Origin of the sequence: Streptococcus suis (assembly GCF_024509555.1) — a bacterium.
Classification (GTDB): Bacteria; Bacillota; Bacilli; order Lactobacillales; family Streptococcaceae; genus Streptococcus; species Streptococcus suis_AD.
Genome location: NZ_JAMWEL010000004.1, coordinates 23430 through 42815 on the forward strand (window position 1 = coordinate 23430; position 19386 = coordinate 42815).

The window sequence follows — 19386 nt, forward strand, 5'->3', positions numbered from 1 at the left end:
CATGAAGAAAACACTAGTATGTATTGGATTATGTGGCTTGCTTTTAGCAGGCTGTGGAGAAAAACAGGAAAATACGGGAACAAACCCGTCAGGAGCTGATTTTTCAACACAATTACCTATTTTAAAAGAGAAACAAGACACAAGTAACGAAACTATGAATGTTCTTGCTAACGCCCCTCTTGTTGTGGTTAATGCCACTCCACCAGCAGATGAGACGCAAAAAGGACATAAGATTCATGCTGCCAACAATGGTGTTGCAGAGAAGGATGAAGCTGGGAACATCAAGGAATATTTCCGTTACTATGATGTTCCTGCCAATTGGACTATCAATGCTGAGAACACAGAAGATGAAACTGTGGCTGCAGTCTATGATGTAAAAGTTGATTCTAGCAACTTTATGGTCCAGCTTTACAACATCAATGCTTTCAACAAATCTCCTCTTGAAGAGGGGCGTAATATGACACCGGAAGAATTGGAGGCTCGTATGGCTGAAACCAACCATTCCTTTGTTGAAAAAACCATTGTTACCATTAATGGTCAAGAATGGCAGGTGGGTCGTCAAATTATGAAGGATCAAAAAATGGCTCGTATTACCTTCTACCGTATGGAATCGACAGGTGCCTATGATGATTCAGTTGTCGTTGGTTCCATTTATTACTCTCTAGATCCAGGTTTGGACAAGGACCGTACTAACCTTAAGAAAACAATTGGCGAGCTCAAGGACGTTTTGTACAATATTTCTAAGAAGTAAAGTTAGCTAGAATGAGGTAGCAGATGGTAGACTGGTTGAAGACTAGAACCTATGGTCAGCAATTTTGGGTTGGATTTGGGTTTTGTCTATTAGGTATGGTATTAGCCAGGGTTACTAAAATCAATTACCTGGCCAATCTCGGTTGTGCCTCCTATGCTGTCTTGATGTTTGTATTTCCAAAACTACCCAATCGGACACGGCTGACAGAAAAGGAAGGGAAGACCATTCGCTTGGTGGCAATCCTTGCACTTGTTTTATTTCTATTTATCTTTCGATTTGATGTATCCTAAAGGAGAAAGCTATGACCTATTCATTTCAAAATCCTAGTCAAGCTGTCATTTTTGACTACTTGAAACAATCTAAAACTATTGCAGTCGTTGGTTTATCTAGCCGTGAAGAAACTGCGGCCTATCGGGTATCAAAGCTTATGCAAGAAGCAGGCTACAAGATTATTCCTGTCAATCCAAGGGCAGTAGGCGAGACCATCCTAGGAGAGCAGGTCTATGCTAGCCTCTTGGAAATCGACCAACCAATCGACATCGTTGATGTCTTCCGTCGGTCTGAGTTTCTGCCAGATGTAGCGCGTGAATTTGTTCAGACAGATGCGAAAATCTTTTGGGCTCAACTCGGTTTAGAAAGCCAAGAAGCAGAAGACATTCTACGTCAAGCAGGTCGCAATGACATTGTCATGAATAAGTGTATCAAGATTGAATATTTGGAGATGCAGGAAGTTTAAGGTTATAAAATAGGAGGTTTTGTGATGAAATTGCCTATGAAATATGTAATTTACTTGGGATTATCGGTGGTCATGTTGGTCACCTTACTAGCCTGTTCTAGCCAGACTAGGTCTGTCGATACTACCTCTTCAACTACTAGCAGTTCTACTAAAATCAGTTCCTCAACCAGCACTTCAACGAACTCGACCAGCTCGTCAACCACAAGCTCAACTATGAGTTCAGCGACAAGCACCAGTCCTAGTAGCAGCTTAGTTACTGAAAGCTCTAGTCAAACCCAAACCAGTCAATCTGAGGAAAGTAGTCAAGTAGTTCCACCTAGCCAACCCACTCTTCACCCCAATTATCAAGCAATCTTAAATACCTATAGTAAGTGGATAAGAGTGTTGAGAAGTGGCGGAACTTTTGATGATCCAACGGTGGAAGAGGGCTACCTAAAAAATATCGACCCCTCTGTTGCATTTTATTATGCCTTGCATGATATTGACGGAAATGGTCAGTTAGAACTCCTGCTTGCAACTGGTGGAAATCACAAGTTTATTTTCTCCATTTGGGGAAATGAATCCTACCCAACTCGCTTGGTTTCTTCCGAAAATGTTCGAGTATATGTAGATATTTTTGATAATGGTCTAATCAGCAGCTTCTTTTTGGACGGCTATCGGCCAGAAAGTCATGGAACTATCTATCGCCTGGCTACTGATGGAAGTCAGGCCTATACAGTTGGAACTTTTATTCTAAATACTCATACAGGTCAAATTACTTCTGATGGACCAGAAGTCCTGCCAGAAAGAAGTACGGCTATTCAAGATGTTTTGAATTGGCAATTATTACAATAAAAATAAGGTCTCAGGATTGCCCTGGGCCTTTTCTTAAAGCTTTCTTAAAGCATTTTTAAAATAGCGATAATTGGAGATTCTTTGCTTGCCATTGAATCTTTTAATGTGCTATAATTGGAAATCACTGTGTGAAAATTGACTGAAAACCTATGTTTTCTACGAAGAAATGAGGAAATAATGAAGAAAAAAATAACAGCAGCTCTTATCGCCCTTCTAGCCTTGGCCGCAGCAGCCTATAACGCTTTCTTGCTCTTTTTCCAGACGGATACGGCAACAGAAACCACTACCAGCAGCTCCAGTCAGGTTGCAAGTAGCTCTAATCAAGTCAGTTCAAGCAGTCAAGCAGCAGGGACAAGTGAAGCAAGCTCTAGCCAATCCACAGGCTTGACAGATGGTACCTATACAGGTGCAATAACATCAACCAACCGAGGGGACTACCAGGTACAGCTGACAGTAGCAAGTGGAGTGATCAGTGACATCTCAATTTTACAATATCCAAATGATAATCCGAGATCGCAGGAAATAAACGATAGTGCTCTGCCTACCTATACCGCGGAAGCCATTTCCAATCAATCTGCTCAAGTCAATCAAATTTCGGGAGCAACGGAAGCCTATAATGGCTTTACAGGCTCCTTACAAGATGCCATTAACCAAGCTTCATGATCAACATCATAAACCGAACAGTTGAAGCCATGACCCTGCCCTTTACCATTAGTCTGGCAGTAACACAAGCAAGTCAATTGGAAGATGAGTTGGAAAGTCTAAACATGGCTATACTGACTGAGCTAGAACGCTTGGAAGAGAAATTTTCAGCCTTTCGTCCAAGTTCCTTGGTATGTCGCTTTCAAGACGGAGATAGATCAGTTTTGTTGGACCAGGAATTTCAAGAAGTTTTTGCCTTAGCAGAAATGGCTCATCAAGAAACAGAGGGGGCCTTTGATCCCTACTATAAAGGGTGCTATGATCCAACTGGTCTGGTCAAGGGGTGGGTGATTGAAAAAATCTTTCAAAATAAACTCCATCCCTACCTCCAACATCCAGATGTTGAAGCAGTTTGCTTAAATGGAGGAGGAGATATGCAGTTTGCAACCAAGGATACAAGTGATTTTGTCTGGAAAATTGGTATCGAAAATCCTGAAAATCTACAAGAAATCCTTGCCGTATTTACAGCCAAGAATGGGGCCATTGCCACATCTGGCTACAGCAAACGAGGTCAGCATATCCAAGCCAAGAATGACCTTCAACAGATTACATTTATGGATAGTAGTCTGACAAGAGCAGATGTCTGGGCCACGGCTGGATTAAGTATGCCAGAAAATACATTGAAGGAAGCTATTGCTCAGCAACAGCTCAGTGGCTTGTATATCAAGTCTCAACAATTACAATTTTTTCAAAAAGGAGAATTCATTTCGTGATAAAGAAAAATAATTATGCTCTAGGATTAGCCTGGATGGCCGCTTTATTCATCCTGCCATTTCCATTTATTTATACCTTCGTAACAGGCTTACCTACAGGATTCGGAGAAATGAAAATCAGTATTGCCTTAGGGATTGTTGCCTATGTCTGGATGCTTTTGGCGATTTACATAGGTACTAAACCTAAGTGGTTAGACCGCTTGATTGGCCTACCAGCAGCCTATATGATTCACGGTATACTCAGTCTGGTGGCTATTTACTTTTCATTTATGCATAAGAATCTCTTGCCATCTTACGGCTTGATTCAACAAACTGGTAATATCGCCTTTCTCATCTTCCTGTCCTTAGCCATTTATTCAATGGTCTTCATGGCGGGCTGGTTAACATCTAGAATTCGTTTCCTCGCTAACCTAAAACGCAAACTGGAAACAACCTTTAAACACGAAGTATCTGTATGGCTCCATCGTTTGAACTTGTTGGCAACATTCTTGATTTTTGTCCATGTCCAGTTGATTGATTATATCCGTGCAAATACTAGCTTTATGACGGTCTTCTACTTAGCTTCTGGTTTTGTATTCCTGTCATATCTCTGGGCCAAATTCAATCCAAATGCAAAAGGGTATATGGCCAAATTGGTTGCAAATCAAGAGATTGCTGAAAATATCCGTGAGTTACAGATTCAGCTACCAAAAGGCAAGGCTTCTAAAATGAGAGCGGGAGACTTCGTCTTTATCTCTTTCCCAGGTGCAAAAGGTTTAGCTGAGCCCCATCCTTTCTCTATTGTCAATGCCCCTGATGACAGGGATCAGATTACATTAGCTATTCGTGGAGATGGGGACTTTACTCGTACCTTACAAACTGTTGCAGCTCCAGCTCGTGTTCGAGTTGATGGAGGCTACGGAATGTTTCAAACTGTCGTAGAGGATCAAGCGCCTAAGCATATCATCATGATTTCAGGTGGTATTGGAATTACGCCATTACTATCCGTGATTGATCAATTCCCAGAAATTGACATGACTGTTTTCCATGGTGCCACTACAGAGGCAGCCTTGATCTATGGCGAAAAATTTAACTTCTGGGAATCAGAAAGAAATAATTTTAAAGCTGTCCGTAAAATTGGTGCTTTTGAAGAAGCAGAAGTCTTATCTGCCTTGCCAAATGACTTTGATGAATTGACAGTCTTAGTGTCAGGCCCGCCAGTTATGGCTCGTCACTGGATCAAGGCCTTGGCAAAAAATGGAGTGCCAAAAACACAAATCTTCTATGAAGAATTTGGTTGGTAATCCTTCAAAATGTATAAGATATATCAAAAAATGAGTCTGGTCTTCTTGAAGACCAGCTTTTTTTTATGGTCATTATACTCAATGAAAATCAAAATCAGTTTAGGCGACGTAGAAACAGATAGCATATGTTTCTTCATATTTCAAGTGAACAGACCGAACAACTCCACACTAGTTTTTCATTGATCTAATCAAGCCAACAAGGTCTGATCTCGATTTTTGAACGGTATTCTTTTCTTTCTGTGTGATTGATTAGCTTTCAAGATTAAAATTTTAAAAGATTGCTTTAGGAAAGGATAACTTTGTGTGATAGTGTCAGTAGCCTGCACTCAAATGGCTTTATAGTTCTCAATTTTATCAAATTAGAAATATTTTGATTCTAATCCAGTCCACTATAGTATCTATTGAAAAATAAGCATATAGTACAAAAAAGCAGCCCAATACACAAGGTAATGGACTACTCTAAGGGGTAAAAGGGAATGGCGGAGTTGAAACAAGCTACTACACATGGCGTAAATAAAATAGAAAGGAAGGAACCTGTTTCAGCACCCATTTCTTGTAACAAGAGAATGTCGCCACCCCCAATTAATAGTATAACATAAGACGTTAAATATTTCTAGTAATTTACATTTTCTTTTTTTTAATTATCGACAAAAATGAAAAGAATTAGGAAATATTCGGTAAATAATCAAATAAGTATGAAGATTTTGATGAAAAAAGGCCGATTTTTCATCGACCTATAATGAATATAATTTTTCTGCTTGGTCTTCCAAAATCGCTTCATAAAAATGAATCTGACTAGAATAGTAATACGGATAGACGTAAAATCCTGCCAAACCAAAGGTTATGATGACGAGGATAAACCAAGCTAGAAAAGAAAAATCCAGCAAGAAACGCTTGAATTTATAGCCTCTCATCAATTTTCGACTCGATTTGATGATAGAGTAGGCACTCATATATTCCTCACGTTCTAATTGCTCAAACAGAATACACTCTACTTGAGAGTAAGCATAATACTGGGGGATATAGATAGCAAATCCGACAATGGAACAAACGACACCAACTAAAAATGTTAATGACAGCATTGCTAGGACGTCTTGTGGTAGGCTATTTGGTTCTGTTAGACTAGAGGCAATAATAAAAGCGATTACGATTCCTAGACTAGAGATAAGCATTGCTAGACCAAAATAGAAGAGCATTCCCCATAGAAACAATAGGAAGTTCTTAAGAAGGTAGGTCAAAAGAATTTTGCTGAATCGAGGATGATTAAAGACAGAAAAAATATCTTTATAACTACTGGTCTTCTTTGACGTTTTTACAAGATTGAATAGGGTCAACAGTGCAGAGAGAGACAACAGACCAAGTAGCAGACCGGAGAGGATATGGAATAGTGAGCTTGAGACCAGATAATTAGGGTTGAGAACTTGTTCAGGTGTGAGGTCGGCTAAACTTGCTGCATTGTTTCTAGCAGAAGTAAATAATTGTAGGCCAAGGGAAATGAAAACAGGGATGGCCACAAGTTGATAGATACCACTTGTTTCATTTAATGTTTGGCGAGCTTTTTCACGTATACTATAAATTGTAAACATCTACATAATCTCCTTACCAAAACATTGTAACATAATTCTAAGTGACAAGAAAGTTTTTTTTTGATAGACTGGAAGATGCTGTGGCAATTGGTTGTTTTTTGTAAAGCTGACCGATTAGCTATACAAGATTAAATTCCTAGGACTGTTTTTCCTAGTTGGAGGTAACTATGACAGATGTTCCAATCAAGTACCGCTTGATTAAGAAAGAAAAGCACACAGGTGCTCGTTTAGGGGAGATTATCACACCCCACGGGACCTTCCCGACCCCTATGTTTATGCCTGTAGGGACACAGGCAACGGTTAAGACCATGTCGCCAGAAGAGTTGAAGGAAATGGGCTCAGGCATTATCCTATCCAACACCTATCACCTCTGGCTTCGTCCAGGCGATGAGTTAATTGCTCGAGCAGGTGGCTTGCACAAGTTTATGAACTGGGACCAGCCAATTTTGACCGATTCAGGTGGTTTCCAAGTTTATTCCTTGGCGGATAGCCGCAATATCTCAGAAGAAGGGGTGACCTTCAAGAACCACCTCAACGGCAGCAAGATGTTCCTGTCACCTGAAAAGGCTATTTCCATTCAGAACAATCTAGGCTCAGACATCATGATGAGCTTTGATGAGTGTCCACAGTTTTACCAGCCTTATGATTATGTGAAAAAATCCATCGAAAGAACCAGCCGTTGGGCAGAACGTGGTCTCAAGGCTCACCGACGTCCGCATGACCAAGGCTTATTTGGAATCGTGCAAGGGGCTGGTTTTGAAGACCTCCGTCGTCAGTCTGCTCAAGACCTGGTCAGCATGGATTTCCCAGGTTATTCTATCGGTGGTCTAGCTGTTGGTGAGACCCACGATGAAATGAATGCCGTACTGGACTTCACAACACCATTGTTGCCTGAGAACAAGCCACGCTACCTCATGGGAGTAGGGGCGCCAGATAGTTTGATTGATGCCGTCATCCGTGGCGTGGATATGTTTGACTGTGTTTTGCCAACCCGCATCGCTCGTAACGGCACCTGCATGACTAGTCAAGGTCGCTTGGTGGTAAAAAATGCCCAATTTGCAGAAGACTTTACCCCGCTTGATCCAGAATGTGATTGCTACACATGTAAAAACTATACCCGTGCCTATCTCCGTCACTTGCTCAAGGCAGATGAAACCTTTGGTATCCGCTTGACCAGCTACCACAACCTCTTCTTCCTAATTAACCTTATGAAAAATGTTCGTCAGGCTATCATGGACGATAACCTGCTCGAATTCCGTCAGGACTTTATAGAAAAATACGGCTACGGCAAAAACGGTCGAAATTTTTAGACAAAATAACCTCCTACAGATTTGTAGGAGGCTTGTTTTTTATCCTTCAAAATACAAAAGTTCTTTCGGCATCTTTGTAAAGACTTCAAAGCCGTTTTTAGTCACATAGCCACAGTCTTCAATGCGTACACCGACCTTGCCAGGAATATAGATACCAGGCTCAACAGAGAAGCACATGCCTTCCTCGATAACCAGGTCATTGCCCTCCATAATTGACGGAAACTCATGGACACTCATGCCCAGACCATGCCCAAGCCGGTGGTTGAAATACTCACCATAACCCGCCTTTTCAATGACCGAACGAGCAGCGTAGTCAATCTCTCCAGCAGTCACACCTGGCTTAATCATATTGACTGCGGCCATGTGGGCTTCAAGAGTCAGGTTGTAAATATCCTTTTTAAACTGATCAGGTTGACCGACAGCGACAGTTCTCGTCATATCAGAGGTGTAGCCCAAGGTTTCGACGCCTAGGTCGAACAATAGCAGAGCATCGTTTTCGATGCGGTTTGTTCCTGGGATACCGTGAGGGTTTGCAGCATTGTTACCTGTCAAGACCATGGTATCGAAACTCATCTTGGAAATGCCTTGCTTTTTCATTTCAAACTCAATCTGAGCGATAATATCTGTTTCGGTCACATTAAGGGAGATATTGTCAAAGCCGACCTGCATGGCCTTGTCCGCAAACTCACCGGCAATCAGCATCTTGTCAATCTCATCACGGGACTTAATCAACTTCATGGTGTTGATTAGTGGTGTCAAATCAGAGAAAGGTTGGTCAAAAATGGACTGCAAACCGTGGTAGCGGGTTAGGTTGAGATTGTCAAACTCAGCACCGATAGCAGAGAATGGTTTCTGTGGTAGTTTACTCTTGATAATCTTCCAAGGGTTTTCAGAATCCATATAGCCAGCCACTGGGAAGTCAACGGTTGCTACCGCACGTTCCACATCCAAGGCTGGAAGGAAGAGGAGGGAATCATAGTCAGGCATGACAAAGAGCATCATGTGTCGTTCATGCGGATCGCTATGAAAACCTGTCAGGTAGTAGATGCTAATAGGGTCGGAGAAAATAGCCAAGTCCAGTTTCTTGGCTTCGAGATAGGATTTGACTTGATTTAGTTTGGACATAAGGTATACCTTCCTATATTAATTGATAATCATTATGAAATTTTCGTTTATTATATAGACTATTGTTTCAAAAAATGAAAAAAATTGCAAGTATTATCAAAAAAATCGCCGTTTTCTCTTGAAAGTGGTTTCAAAAAGTGATAAACTATAATGGAGTGAAAGCGTAATTTTCATAGAAATAGAATAATATTGAAAGGAAGTAACAGGTATGTTAAATACTGACGATACGGTGACGATTTATGATGTTGCTCGCGAAGCTGGAGTATCGATGGCAACAGTTTCGCGTGTTGTAAATGGTAATAAGAACGTAAAGGAAAATACTCGCAAAAAAGTATTAGAAGTTATTGATCGTTTGGATTATCGTCCAAATGCTGTTGCCCGAGGGTTGGCCAGCAAGAAGACGACTACTGTGGGGGTTGTGATTCCAAACATTGCTAATGCTTACTTTGCTACTTTAGCTAAAGGGATTGACGATATTGCAGATATGTATAAATACAATATTGTCCTTGCCAATAGTGATGAGAACGATGAGAAGGAGATCAACGTAGTCAATACGCTCTTTTCTAAGCAGGTAGATGGTATCATTTTCATGGGCTACCATTTGACAGATAAGATTCGCGCAGAGTTTTCGCGCTCTCGTACACCGATTGTCTTAGCTGGTACTGTAGACTTGGAAAAACAATTACCGAGTGTAAATATTGACTATGCAGTAGCTAGTGCAGATGCTATCAATCTTCTTGCTAAGCATAATAAAAAGATTGCATTTGTATCAGGTCCACTAGTGGATGATATCAATGGTAAGGTGCGATTTGCAGGTTATAAGCAAGGATTGAAAGACAATGGTATTGAATTTAATGAAGGGCTTGTCTTTGAATCAAAATACAAGTATGAAGAAGGTTATGCCTTAGCAGAACGTGTGTTGAATGCCGGAGCAACGGCGGCCTATGTGGTAGAGGATGAGATTGCAGCAGGTTTACTCAATGGTATTTCTGACAAGGGTATCAAGGTACCAGAGGAGTTTGAAATTATCACTAGCGATGATTCACTTGTGACCAAGTACACTCGTCCAAACCTGACCTCGATTAATCAGCCATTGTATGACATCGGTGCAATTGCAATGCGTATGCTGACCAAGATTATGCACAAGGAAGAATTAGATAATCGAGAGGTTATCTTGAATCATGGGATTAAGCAACGTAAGTCAACCAAATAATAGTTCAAGAGTTCGAATCGAAAGGTTCGACTCTTTTTGTTAATGTAGTACAAAATAATCATGCAATAACCTTAATGAGTTGCTTTAATGCTCAATTATCACAAACAGAATTAGTACGATTATTTCAATATTAGGTAAAGTAGTGTATAATAGTTGTATGACAACAGAGAAACTTGTAATCAATATGCTTAGTTCAAGCGAAAAAGTGAAAGGTCAAGGAGTATCGGGTGCTTACCGTGAGTTAATGCATCTGTTACGTGAAAAAGGTACTGGGGAGCTTAGTATTCAGGAAGAACTGTTTGCTAAAGCTGATATAACCCATTATCATACTATTGACCCCTTATTTTACTTGACTACATTTTTCAAAAAACGAGTTGGTAGAAAAGTTGGCTATGTTCACTTTTTGCCAGAAACATTGCAGGGAAGTCTTCAAATTCCCAAATTATTTGAACCACTTGTTGCTAAATATGTGACTAGTTTTTATAACAGAATGGATTCCTTGGTGGTGGTTAATCCGACTTTCATCGATGACCTAGTGGAACATGGTATCTCACGAGAGAAAATTACTTTTTTACCAAATTTTGTCAATAGAGAAAAGTGGTATCCTGTTTCAGACGATGAGAAAAAGAAGGTACGGTCGAAATATGGAATCGGCCCGAATGATTTTGTTGTAATGGGAGCAGGTCAAGTTCAAAAGCGAAAAGGGATTGATGACTTTGCTCAGTTGGCTACTTTATTGCCTGAAATCACTTTTATCTGGGCTGGTGGATTTTCTTTTGGCAGTATCACGGAAGGTCATGCTGAATATAGAAAATTGATGAGTAATCCTCCAAAGAATCTGATTTTCACAGGTATTATTGAGGCTGAGGAAATGAGAAGCTTATATGGTGCAGCTGATATCTTTTTCTTGCCAAGCTATAGCGAACTATTCCCAATGACTATTCTAGAGGCAGCTAGTTGTGGGACAGCTATCATGCTGAGAGATATTGAGTTGTATAAGGTTATTCTTGATGGATACTATTTGCCTGTAAAAGATATACATCAGATGAAAGATCAGGTAAAGGAATTGAGTCAGAATAGTGATTTTGTGCAGGAACTGAGAGAAAAATCGAGACAGATTTCAGAACAGTATTCACCAGAAGTGATGCTGGACCGCTGGTTAAGGTTTTATCGGGAGCAGTACAAACTACAAAAGTAGTTGACAACGTCATTTGTGGGATTAGATTGCTCCAAATAGGAACGATAAAAAATGGAGTGATTACTAGCAGCAAATTCTAGAACGATAATGGAGATGTAGATGCGGATTGGATTATTTACAGATACTTATTTTCCACAAGTGTCGGGGGTAGCTACCTCCATACGAACTTTAAAAACAGAGTTGGAAAAACTTGGACATACTGTTTTTATTTTTACAACGACAGATGAGGATGTGAATCGTTATGAAGATTGGGATATCATTCGAATTCCCAGTGTTCCATTTTTTGCATTCAAGGATCGGCGAGTAGCCTATGCAGGCTTTACAGATGCAATAAAAATTGCTAGTCGTTACAAGTTGGATATCATTCATACTCATACAGAGTTTGCCTTGGGCATATTGGGTAAGATGGTGGCGAGAGAATTGGGTATTCCAGTCGTACATACCTATCATACTCAGTATGAAGACTATGTGCATTATATTGCAAAAGGGCGGATTATTCGTCCAAGTATGATTAAATATTTTGTACGTGCATTTTTTCGAGATTTGGATGGGGTTATTTGTCCTAGTGAGATAGTTGAGGATTTATTAACTGGTTACGATATCCCGATTTCAAAGCGTGTTATTCCTACAGGAATTGATTTAGCTAAGTTTGATCGTCCGGAAATTTCAGAAGAGGATATTGCAGAACTTCGGAAACAGTTAGGTATCGAATCAGATGAAACCATGTTGCTCAGTCTCTCGCGTATTTCTCATGAAAAGAACATTCAGGCAATTGTCAAAGCTATGCCAAAAATCCTTTCGGAAAATCCAAAAGTAAAATTGGTCATCGTTGGTGGCGGCCCCTATGCAGTTGAATTGCAGTCAATGATTTCTGAACTCGATCTCTCGTCTAATGTTCAATTAACAGGGATGATTGCACCGAGCGATACAGCCCTCTATTACAAGGCTGCGGATTTCTTCATTTCAGCATCAACCAGTGAAACGCAAGGACTTACATTTTTAGAAAGTTTGGCTTCAGGCACCCCTATTTTGGCTCATGCCAATCCCTACCTGAAAAATGTCGTTACGGATAAGATGTTTGGAACCCTCTTTGTACGTGAGCAGGAACTAGCAGACGCAGTGGTTGAGGCTATTGTTGCGACGCCACCAATGAATGCCCATGTGTTAGAGAAAAAATTATATGAGATTTCATCTACAAACTTTGGTCGACGTGTGTACGAGTACTATCTGGATTTGAAAATTTCTTATGATTTTCGTAAGGAACATACTATTCAAGATAGCGTTGCAGAGGTGTTGTTAAAAGAAGCTATCTATCTACCTCAAAAAGTTATGGTTCAATCAACTGATACCACTGTAAAAATACTTAAAAAATCTGTTCAGCAAGTTCGTTCTATACGAAATTTCTTTGATTAGTTAGGTGTTGAAAATGGAAAAGAGACAGAAATCTAGTTGGAAAGTCTTCATTCCAGCAATAATGGTGATTTTATTCATGTATGCAGGAATGTATTTGATAGCATTTCATTTAGTCAGTGATACTATAGTTTCTAAGGGTCTTGTTGTTGGAAATATTCTAATATACACTCCGGTAGCATTATTTTTTTTGGGACTAGTTTACGGACTGTTCAAGGGCTTTTCTATTTGGCTTTTGATACTAGTCTTTCTGCTTTATCCTGTAACTATTTTTTTCTTTCAAGAGTGGATAGTTCTTTACCAGATTGCTTATACCCTTTGTGTTATCATGGGAAACGGGTTAGGAGCTCTGCTATTTTCCTTAAGAAAGAAAATGAAGAAAAATCCTTGAAAAATCAGAAAATCCTTGTTATAATAGCCTCTAGAGACTTATCAATTCTAGGAAATCTTTGAGAGAGTGTGCGGTGGGTGCAAGCACATAGAGGATAGGATTGACACTACTCGGTAGGATTTTATGCAAACATAAAAGGGTGGTTCCCTTATCGCCAATCTGAGGTAGTCAGGCTTTTTAGCGTGACTGCGAATGAAGGTGGAACCACGTTACGACGTCCTTTTGTGAGGGCGTCGTGTTTTCTTTTTTGACAAAATAAGGAGATGAAGTTGACTAGCATTCCACAAGAAACGATTGACCGTTGCCTAGCCATTCGCAAGGCTTACAGAGAGTTGGAGGTCAAGCACCACGACAAAGAGTGGTCTATTGAGGAAGACCTCTTGGCTTTGACCAATGATATTGGCAATATGAACCGTCTAATTATGACCAAGCAGGGTCGTTACTATGACGAAACGCCCTATAGCTTGGAGCATAAAATGGCTGAAAATATCTGGTGGTTGATTGAACTGGCTGACCGCTTGGATATTGATATTCAAAAAGAAATGGAAACCTTTTTAACTCAGAAAGAAGAGTTATTGGGGATTAAAAAATAAATAAAAAGGAGATAAACATGATTAAAATCACTTTCCCAGATGGTGCTGTTCGTGAGTACCAGGCTGGCGTAACTACTTTTGAAATTGCTGAGAGCATCAGCAAGTCTTTGGCGAAAAAGGCTCTTGCAGGTAAGTTCAATGGTAAATTGATTGATACTACTCGTGCCATTGAAGAGGACGGCACGCTTGAAATCGTAACACCTGACCATGAGGATGCCTTAGACATCTTGCGTCACTCGGCAGCTCACTTGTTTGCCCAGGCGGCTCGTCGTCTCTTCCCAGATATCAAGTTGGGGGTTGGTCCTGCTATTCAGGATGGTTTCTACTATGATACGGACAATGCAGCAGGTCAGATTTCAAATGAAGACCTGCCACGTATTCAGGAAGAAATGATGAAGATTGTCAAGGAAAACTTCCCTTCAGAACGCCGTGAGGTGACCAAGGAAGAAGCTCTTGAGATTTTCAAAAATGATCCCTACAAGTTGGAATTGATTCAGGAACATTCTGATGACGAAGGCGGTTTGACCATTTATACACAGGGCGAATACGTTGACCTCTGCCGTGGGCCACACGTTCCGTCAACAGGCCGTATCCAGATTTTTGAATTGCTCAATGTGGCTGGTGCATACTGGCGTGGTAAGAGCGAAAATCCAATGATGCAACGTGTTTATGGTACAGCTTGGTTTGACAAGAAAGATCTCAAGGCTTACCTTCAAATGCGTGAGGAAGCCAAAGAACGTGACCACCGTAAACTTGGTAAGGAATTGGAACTCTTCATGATTAGTCAAGAAGTTGGTCAAGGTTTGCCATTCTGGTTGCCAAATGGGGCGACTATCCGTCGTACCTTGGAGCGTTACATCACAGACAAGGAATTGGCTTCAGGCTACCAGCACGTATATACGCCACCGTTGGCTTCTGTTGAACTCTATAAGACTTCGGGTCACTGGGAGCATTATTCAGAAGACATGTTCCCAACTATGGATATGGGCGACGGTGAGGAGTTTGTTCTTCGTCCGATGAACTGTCCGCACCACATTCAAGTTTACAAAAACCATGTGCGTTCTTACCGTGAATTGCCAGTACGTATCGCTGAGCTTGGTATGATGCACCGCTATGAAAAATCTGGTGCTCTTACTGGTTTGCAACGTGTACGTGAGATGACTCTTAACGACGGTCATATCTTTGTCACACCTGAACAAATCCAAGAAGAGTTCAAAAAAGCTCTCCAGTTGATTATCGATGTGTACGCAGATTTCAACCTAAACGACTATCGTTTCCGTCTGTCTTATCGTGACCCAGAGGACAAAGAGAAGTACTACGATAACGATGAGATGTGGGAAAATGCTCAGCGTATGTTGAAGGGTGCCATGGATGAAATGGGTGTGGACTATTTTGAAGCTGAGGGTGAAGCAGCCTTCTACGGTCCGAAATTGGATATTCAGGTGAAAACTGCCCTTGGTAACGAAGAAACCTTGTCAACTATTCAGTTAGACTTCCTCTTGCCAGAACGCTTTGGTTTGACTTATATCGGTGCTGACGGTGAAGAACACCGCCCAGTCATGATTCACCGTGGTGTTATTTCGACCATGGAACGCTTCACGGCTATCTTGATTGAAACCTACAAGGGTGCCTTCCCAACTTGGTTGGCTCCAACCCAAGTGACTATGATTCCAATCTCTGTGGAAGCTCACTTGGATTACGCTTGGAAGGTTGCTAAGGAATTGCAAGACCGTGGCGTTCGCGTACACGTGGATGAGCGGAACGAGAAGATGCAATACAAGATCCGTCAGAGCCAGACTAGCAAGATTCCATACCAACTCATCGTCGGTGACAAGGAAATGGAAGACAATGCTGTCAACGTTCGTCGTTACGGAAGCAAGGCAACACAAACTCAGTCTGTATCAGAATTTGTGGACCATATCCTAGCAGATATTGCCCGTAAGTCACGTCCAGCTGAAGCTGAATAAATAAAGTAAGAAGTCCGAAAGGGCTTCTTTTTTGGCAGAAAAAAATCCCAACCGATTGGCTGGGAGGTTTGGTAGTACTCAATGAAAATCAAAATCAGGCTAGCTCAAAAGGTTCGGGGAACCTTTGGAGGTTGGAGATAAGGCGAACAAAGTTCGCTACAAAAAGGTTCGGGGAACCTTTGGAGGTTGGAGATAAGGCGAACAAAGTTCGCTACAAAAAGGTTCGGGGAACCTTTGGAGGTTGGAGATAAGGCGAACAAAGTTCGTTTCTCCAAGAGCAGATAGCACTCTACTACTTTCGCACTTTCAAGTAGTAGGCTGAAAAGCTCCACTGGACCTTTTCACTCATCAAATCAAGTCAACAACGGCTGAGTTTGATTTTCGAAGAGTATTATTCAATACTGCTCGCCCAAGACCTAGCCACATAACGTGACAGGCTTGAGATGGCGAAGTTGATGCTAAAGTAAATCAAGGCTACCATGAGATAGAGTGCAAAAACTTGTTCAGCTTCAAAATGGCGTCCCATTAGGATTTGGCTGGCACCGAAAAGCTCTTGCAAGGCGATAACGGAGTAGAGGAAACTGGTATCCTTGATGACCGTCACAATCTGCGAGATGATGGCGGGCAACATCTTACGAATGGCCTGAGGCATGATAATATAAATCATGATTTGTACTGGGGTAAAACCCTGTGATAAACCAGCTTCGGTCTGGCCCGGTCCGATGGCGTTTAGACCACCACGGATAATCTCGGCCATGGCTGCCGTGGTAAAAATAGTAAAGGCAGTAATACCAGCAGGCGTTGACTTCATTTGGAAGACTAAGAAAACGGTGAAAATCCAGAGCAAGTTTGGCACGTTGCGCACAAACTCGATATAGATGGTTGCAATCCACTTGAAAATTGGATTTTTTCCATTGCGCATGATGGCTAAAATCATTCCGAAGAGAACTGAAAGAACCACCGAAATACTAGAGATATAAAGGGTTAACTTCAAACCACTCCACAAGAGTTGGAAGGTTGAAGGCTTGAGTAATTCTAAAACATAATTCATTGTTCAACCTCCTTAGTGTGAAAAGGTAGCCTTGTTTTTCTCTTCGATACGACGGCCCCAGCTTGCAACTGGGAAACACATACAGAAATAGAGGAAGGCAGCACCTGCAAAGGCTGGAATATAGTTAGCGTTCATAGCAGACCAAGACTTGGTCATGAACATAATGTCGGCACCTGAGATGATGGCAACTGTTGCCGTATTCTTAATCAAGTTTACCACTTGGTTGGTCAAAGGTGGCAGAATGGTTGGAATTGCCTGTGGCAAGATGATGATTCGCATGGTTTCAGACTGGGTAAAGCCTTGTGAGAGTGCGGCTTCAGTCTGGCCAGTCGGCACCGCCTCAATCCCTGCACGAATGACCTCTGCGATATAGGCACCGTGATAGAGTCCTACACAGATAACAGCAGTCCAGTAAATGGATGGCATAAGGACATAGTTGGAAATCAGAGGCAGCCCATAATATACGATCATGAACTGAACCAAAAGTGGTGTATTCTGATAGTACTCGACATAGATTCGGGCAAGAATTTTCAAAGCATTATTTTTGCTTGAAGAGAGACTACCAAAGACAATTCCCAGCAGCATAGCCATGATAAAGGCACCGATAGAAATAGCTAGAGTAAAGAGAAATCCTTGGAAAAAGGTTGGAAAATCATTGAAGTAACTAACCCAATTCTCCCAAGCATAAGGACTAGTTGTCAAAACTGTCATATTGTTTCACCTTTCTATTCATCAGTTTCTGTTACTGGAGTAAGGCCGTTGGCATCATAGATAGCTTGAAGACTGCCGTCGGCTGTCCATTCTTCGACAAGGCTGTTTAAGTAGTTGTTAAGGTCTTTGTTAGATAATTTAGTAACAATTCCATAGTCTGAGGCAGAGAAGCTAAAATCCATTAGTTCTGATTGTGAACCGATGTAACCTGAAAGAATGGACTGGTCGACTGAGAAGGCATCGGTTCTGTGAGCGCGTAGTGAGACTGAGAGTTCAGGGTATGAACCTAACTCAGCAAAACTCACAGTAATTCCGTGCTTGTCTGCTAGTTCAGAGATGAGGGTACGTGTAATAGAACCCTGAGCTACACCAATTGTCTTGCCGTCTAGGTCAGTAAATGTTTTGATTCCGCTATCCTTATTAACCAAAAATCCGACAGCATCAGTGTAGTATGGAGTTGTGAAATTGTAGAGCAATTTACGTTCTTCGGTTATGGTGAAGGTTGCAATGACCATATCCACTTGACCGTTATCTAAGAGCGGTCCTCGGGTTTGCGCTGTAACGGGTGTAAATTCGATATCTACACCTAATTCATCTGCAATTTTGCGAGCAATGTCGATTTCCATACCTTCAAACTCACCTGTATCAGGATTCTTGTAACCAAAGTTTGGGACGTCCTGTTTTACTCCAACACGGAGAATGCCTCTATCGATGATAGCTTGTACCTGATCGCTATTGCTAATGGCTGTAGGTGTTTCAGTTTGTACAACTGATTGGTCAATATTGATGAAAAATAAAGTCAGTAGGCTGATAATTGCAAGCCTGACGGCTAAAAATAGATTTACTTTTTTATCTGACATAAGCTACCTCCTAGAGTTTGACCTTATCTGATTCGTGGTTGATAATCTTACTGAGGAATTGTTGGGCACGTGGTTCAGTTGGATTATCAAAGAAGCCATTGACATCGGTTGTGTCAACCAGTACTTCTCCCTCAGCCATGAAGATGATGCGATCGGCTACTTCGCGGGCAAATCCCATTTCATGAGTCACGACAATCATGTTCATTCCGTCACGTGCCAATTTTTGCATAACTGCAAGTACATCACCGATAGTTTCTGGGTCTAGGGCAGAAGTTGGTTCGTCAAATAAGAGCAATTCTGGGTGCATAGCCAATCCGCGAGCGATAGCAACACGTTGCTTTTGACCACCAGAAAGCATAGCTGGGTAAGAGTCTTTTCTATCCCACAAGTTAACGAACTCAAGGTATTTTTTTGCGGTTTTCTCGGCGGTTGTTTTATCGATGCCTAGAACTTTAATAGGTGCTAAAGTAACGTTTTCTAACACAGTCTTGTGTGGATAAAGGTTGAAGTGCTGGAAAACCATTCCGACTTCCTTGCGGAGTGCAACCAATTCTTTGATTGAAGTAGAAGAAATATCATGACCATTGACCACTAAGCTACCATTATCAATTGATTCTAAACCATTGATTGTACGAATGAGGGTGGATTTGCCAGAACCCGAAGGTCCGAGGAGAACGACAACCTGTCCAGGTTCAAATTCCAAGTTAATATTGCGAAGGGCGTGGTAGTCACCGTAGTATTTGTTAACATTTTTAAATTCTACTAAAGCCATAATGTTCTCCTTGTGTAAAGTATTCTAATGTATGAATATAGTAGCATTGAGAATTAAGAAAGTCAAGTAAATTCTGACAATTTAATATTAGTTGTGTTATATTTTCTGACACGACCGTGTTAATTGATTCTTAATCATGAATTTTTGAAGCAAGTTTGTTATAATAGAAGAAATAAAAAA

General features: G+C 41.1%; 20 protein-coding genes. 14 read left to right on the top strand and 6 right to left on the bottom strand.

Annotation, left to right across the window (positions count from 1 at the left end; translation table 11 throughout):
* Window position 1: 1 nt before the first annotated feature.
* The 7 genes from NF418_RS02810 to NF418_RS02840 all read left to right on the top strand — a co-directional run bounded on the left by NF418_RS02810 (window position 2) and on the right by NF418_RS02840 (window position 5019).
* Complete coding sequence (locus tag NF418_RS02810; RefSeq protein WP_256778342.1) at window positions 2–751, top strand: glucose-6-phosphate isomerase; 750 nt, start codon at window positions 2–4, stop codon at window positions 749–751.
* A 23-nt stretch (window positions 752–774) separates the two neighbouring features.
* Window positions 775–1041 carry a hypothetical protein gene (locus NF418_RS02815; RefSeq protein WP_256778343.1) on the top strand — a complete coding sequence of 89 codons (267 nt, stop codon included), beginning with the start codon at window positions 775–777 and terminating at the stop codon, window positions 1039–1041.
* A gap of 11 nt (window positions 1042–1052) precedes the next feature.
* On the top strand, window positions 1053–1487 hold the full coding sequence (locus NF418_RS02820) for a CoA-binding protein (protein WP_256778344.1): 435 nt from the start codon (window positions 1053–1055) through the stop codon (window positions 1485–1487).
* 24 nt (window positions 1488–1511) lie between these two features.
* Complete coding sequence (locus NF418_RS02825) at window positions 1512–2321, top strand: hypothetical protein (RefSeq protein WP_256778345.1); 810 nt, start codon at window positions 1512–1514, stop codon at window positions 2319–2321.
* A gap of 177 nt (window positions 2322–2498) precedes the next feature.
* Window positions 2499–2984 (top strand): FMN-binding protein, encoded by a 486-nt coding sequence (locus NF418_RS02830; protein ID WP_256778346.1) that lies wholly within the window; start codon window positions 2499–2501, stop codon window positions 2982–2984.
* Window positions 2981–3736, top strand: a complete 756-nt coding sequence (locus NF418_RS02835) for an FAD:protein FMN transferase (RefSeq protein WP_256778347.1) — start codon at window positions 2981–2983, stop codon at window positions 3734–3736. Before NF418_RS02830 ends, NF418_RS02835 begins: the two co-directional genes overlap by 4 nt.
* A complete protein-coding gene (locus NF418_RS02840) occupies window positions 3733–5019 on the top strand; it encodes an FAD-binding oxidoreductase (protein ID WP_256778348.1) in 1287 nt (428 codons plus the stop codon). Before NF418_RS02835 ends, NF418_RS02840 begins: the two co-directional genes overlap by 4 nt.
* Window positions 5020–5753: 734 nt before the next feature.
* Here the strand turns inward: NF418_RS02840 and NF418_RS02845 are convergent.
* A complete protein-coding gene (locus tag NF418_RS02845; RefSeq protein WP_256778349.1) occupies window positions 5754–6605 on the bottom strand; it encodes a DUF975 family protein in 852 nt (283 codons plus the stop codon).
* Window positions 6606–6772: 167 nt separating this feature from the next.
* Here NF418_RS02845 and tgt point away from each other — a divergent pair, with 167 nt between their 5' ends.
* A complete protein-coding gene (gene tgt, locus NF418_RS02850) occupies window positions 6773–7915 on the top strand; it encodes a tRNA guanosine(34) transglycosylase Tgt (RefSeq protein ID WP_256778350.1) in 1143 nt (380 codons plus the stop codon).
* Window positions 7916–7954: 39 nt separating this feature from the next.
* On the opposite strand, the gene NF418_RS02855 is transcribed toward tgt, so the two are convergent.
* The gene (locus NF418_RS02855; protein WP_256778351.1) at window positions 7955–9040 is read right to left on the bottom strand and encodes a M24 family metallopeptidase; all 1086 of its coding nucleotides are present in this window, start codon (window positions 9038–9040) and stop codon (window positions 7955–7957) included.
* 208 nt (window positions 9041–9248) lie between these two features.
* Between NF418_RS02855 and ccpA the strand changes: the two genes are divergently transcribed.
* The 6 genes from ccpA to thrS all read left to right on the top strand — a co-directional run bounded on the left by ccpA (window position 9249) and on the right by thrS (window position 15812).
* Window positions 9249–10253 (top strand): catabolite control protein A, encoded by a 1005-nt coding sequence (gene ccpA, locus NF418_RS02860; protein WP_256778352.1) that lies wholly within the window; start codon window positions 9249–9251, stop codon window positions 10251–10253.
* Window positions 10254–10410: 157 nt separating this feature from the next.
* Window positions 10411–11451 (top strand): glycosyltransferase family 4 protein, encoded by a 1041-nt coding sequence (locus NF418_RS02865; protein WP_256778353.1) that lies wholly within the window; start codon window positions 10411–10413, stop codon window positions 11449–11451.
* 99 nt (window positions 11452–11550) lie between these two features.
* A complete protein-coding gene (locus NF418_RS02870) occupies window positions 11551–12864 on the top strand; it encodes a glycosyltransferase family 4 protein (protein WP_256778354.1) in 1314 nt (437 codons plus the stop codon).
* A gap of 13 nt (window positions 12865–12877) precedes the next feature.
* Window positions 12878–13252 carry a hypothetical protein gene (locus NF418_RS02875; RefSeq protein ID WP_256778355.1) on the top strand — a complete coding sequence of 125 codons (375 nt, stop codon included), beginning with the start codon at window positions 12878–12880 and terminating at the stop codon, window positions 13250–13252.
* Window positions 13253–13515: 263 nt separating this feature from the next.
* The gene (locus NF418_RS02880; protein ID WP_256778356.1) at window positions 13516–13845 is read left to right on the top strand and encodes a MazG-like protein; all 330 of its coding nucleotides are present in this window, start codon (window positions 13516–13518) and stop codon (window positions 13843–13845) included.
* A 17-nt stretch (window positions 13846–13862) separates the two neighbouring features.
* Window positions 13863–15812 (top strand): threonine--tRNA ligase, encoded by a 1950-nt coding sequence (gene thrS / locus NF418_RS02885; RefSeq protein ID WP_256778357.1) that lies wholly within the window; start codon window positions 13863–13865, stop codon window positions 15810–15812.
* 391 nt (window positions 15813–16203) lie between these two features.
* On the opposite strand, the gene NF418_RS02890 is transcribed toward thrS, so the two are convergent.
* From NF418_RS02890 to NF418_RS02905, 4 genes are read right to left on the bottom strand one after another with little or no spacing between them, the layout of a single operon-like run.
* Window positions 16204–16863, bottom strand: a complete 660-nt coding sequence (locus NF418_RS02890; RefSeq protein ID WP_105145086.1) for an amino acid ABC transporter permease — start codon at window positions 16861–16863, stop codon at window positions 16204–16206.
* Between the two features lie 12 nt (window positions 16864–16875).
* Window positions 16876–17574, bottom strand: a complete 699-nt coding sequence (locus NF418_RS02895; protein WP_256778358.1) for an amino acid ABC transporter permease — start codon at window positions 17572–17574, stop codon at window positions 16876–16878.
* 14 nt (window positions 17575–17588) lie between these two features.
* Complete coding sequence (locus NF418_RS02900) at window positions 17589–18434, bottom strand: transporter substrate-binding domain-containing protein (RefSeq protein ID WP_256778359.1); 846 nt, start codon at window positions 18432–18434, stop codon at window positions 17589–17591.
* A 10-nt stretch (window positions 18435–18444) separates the two neighbouring features.
* Entirely contained in the window at window positions 18445–19206 is a 762-nt protein-coding gene (locus NF418_RS02905) for an amino acid ABC transporter ATP-binding protein (RefSeq protein WP_105110078.1), read from the bottom strand.
* Window positions 19207–19386 lie beyond the last annotated feature (180 nt).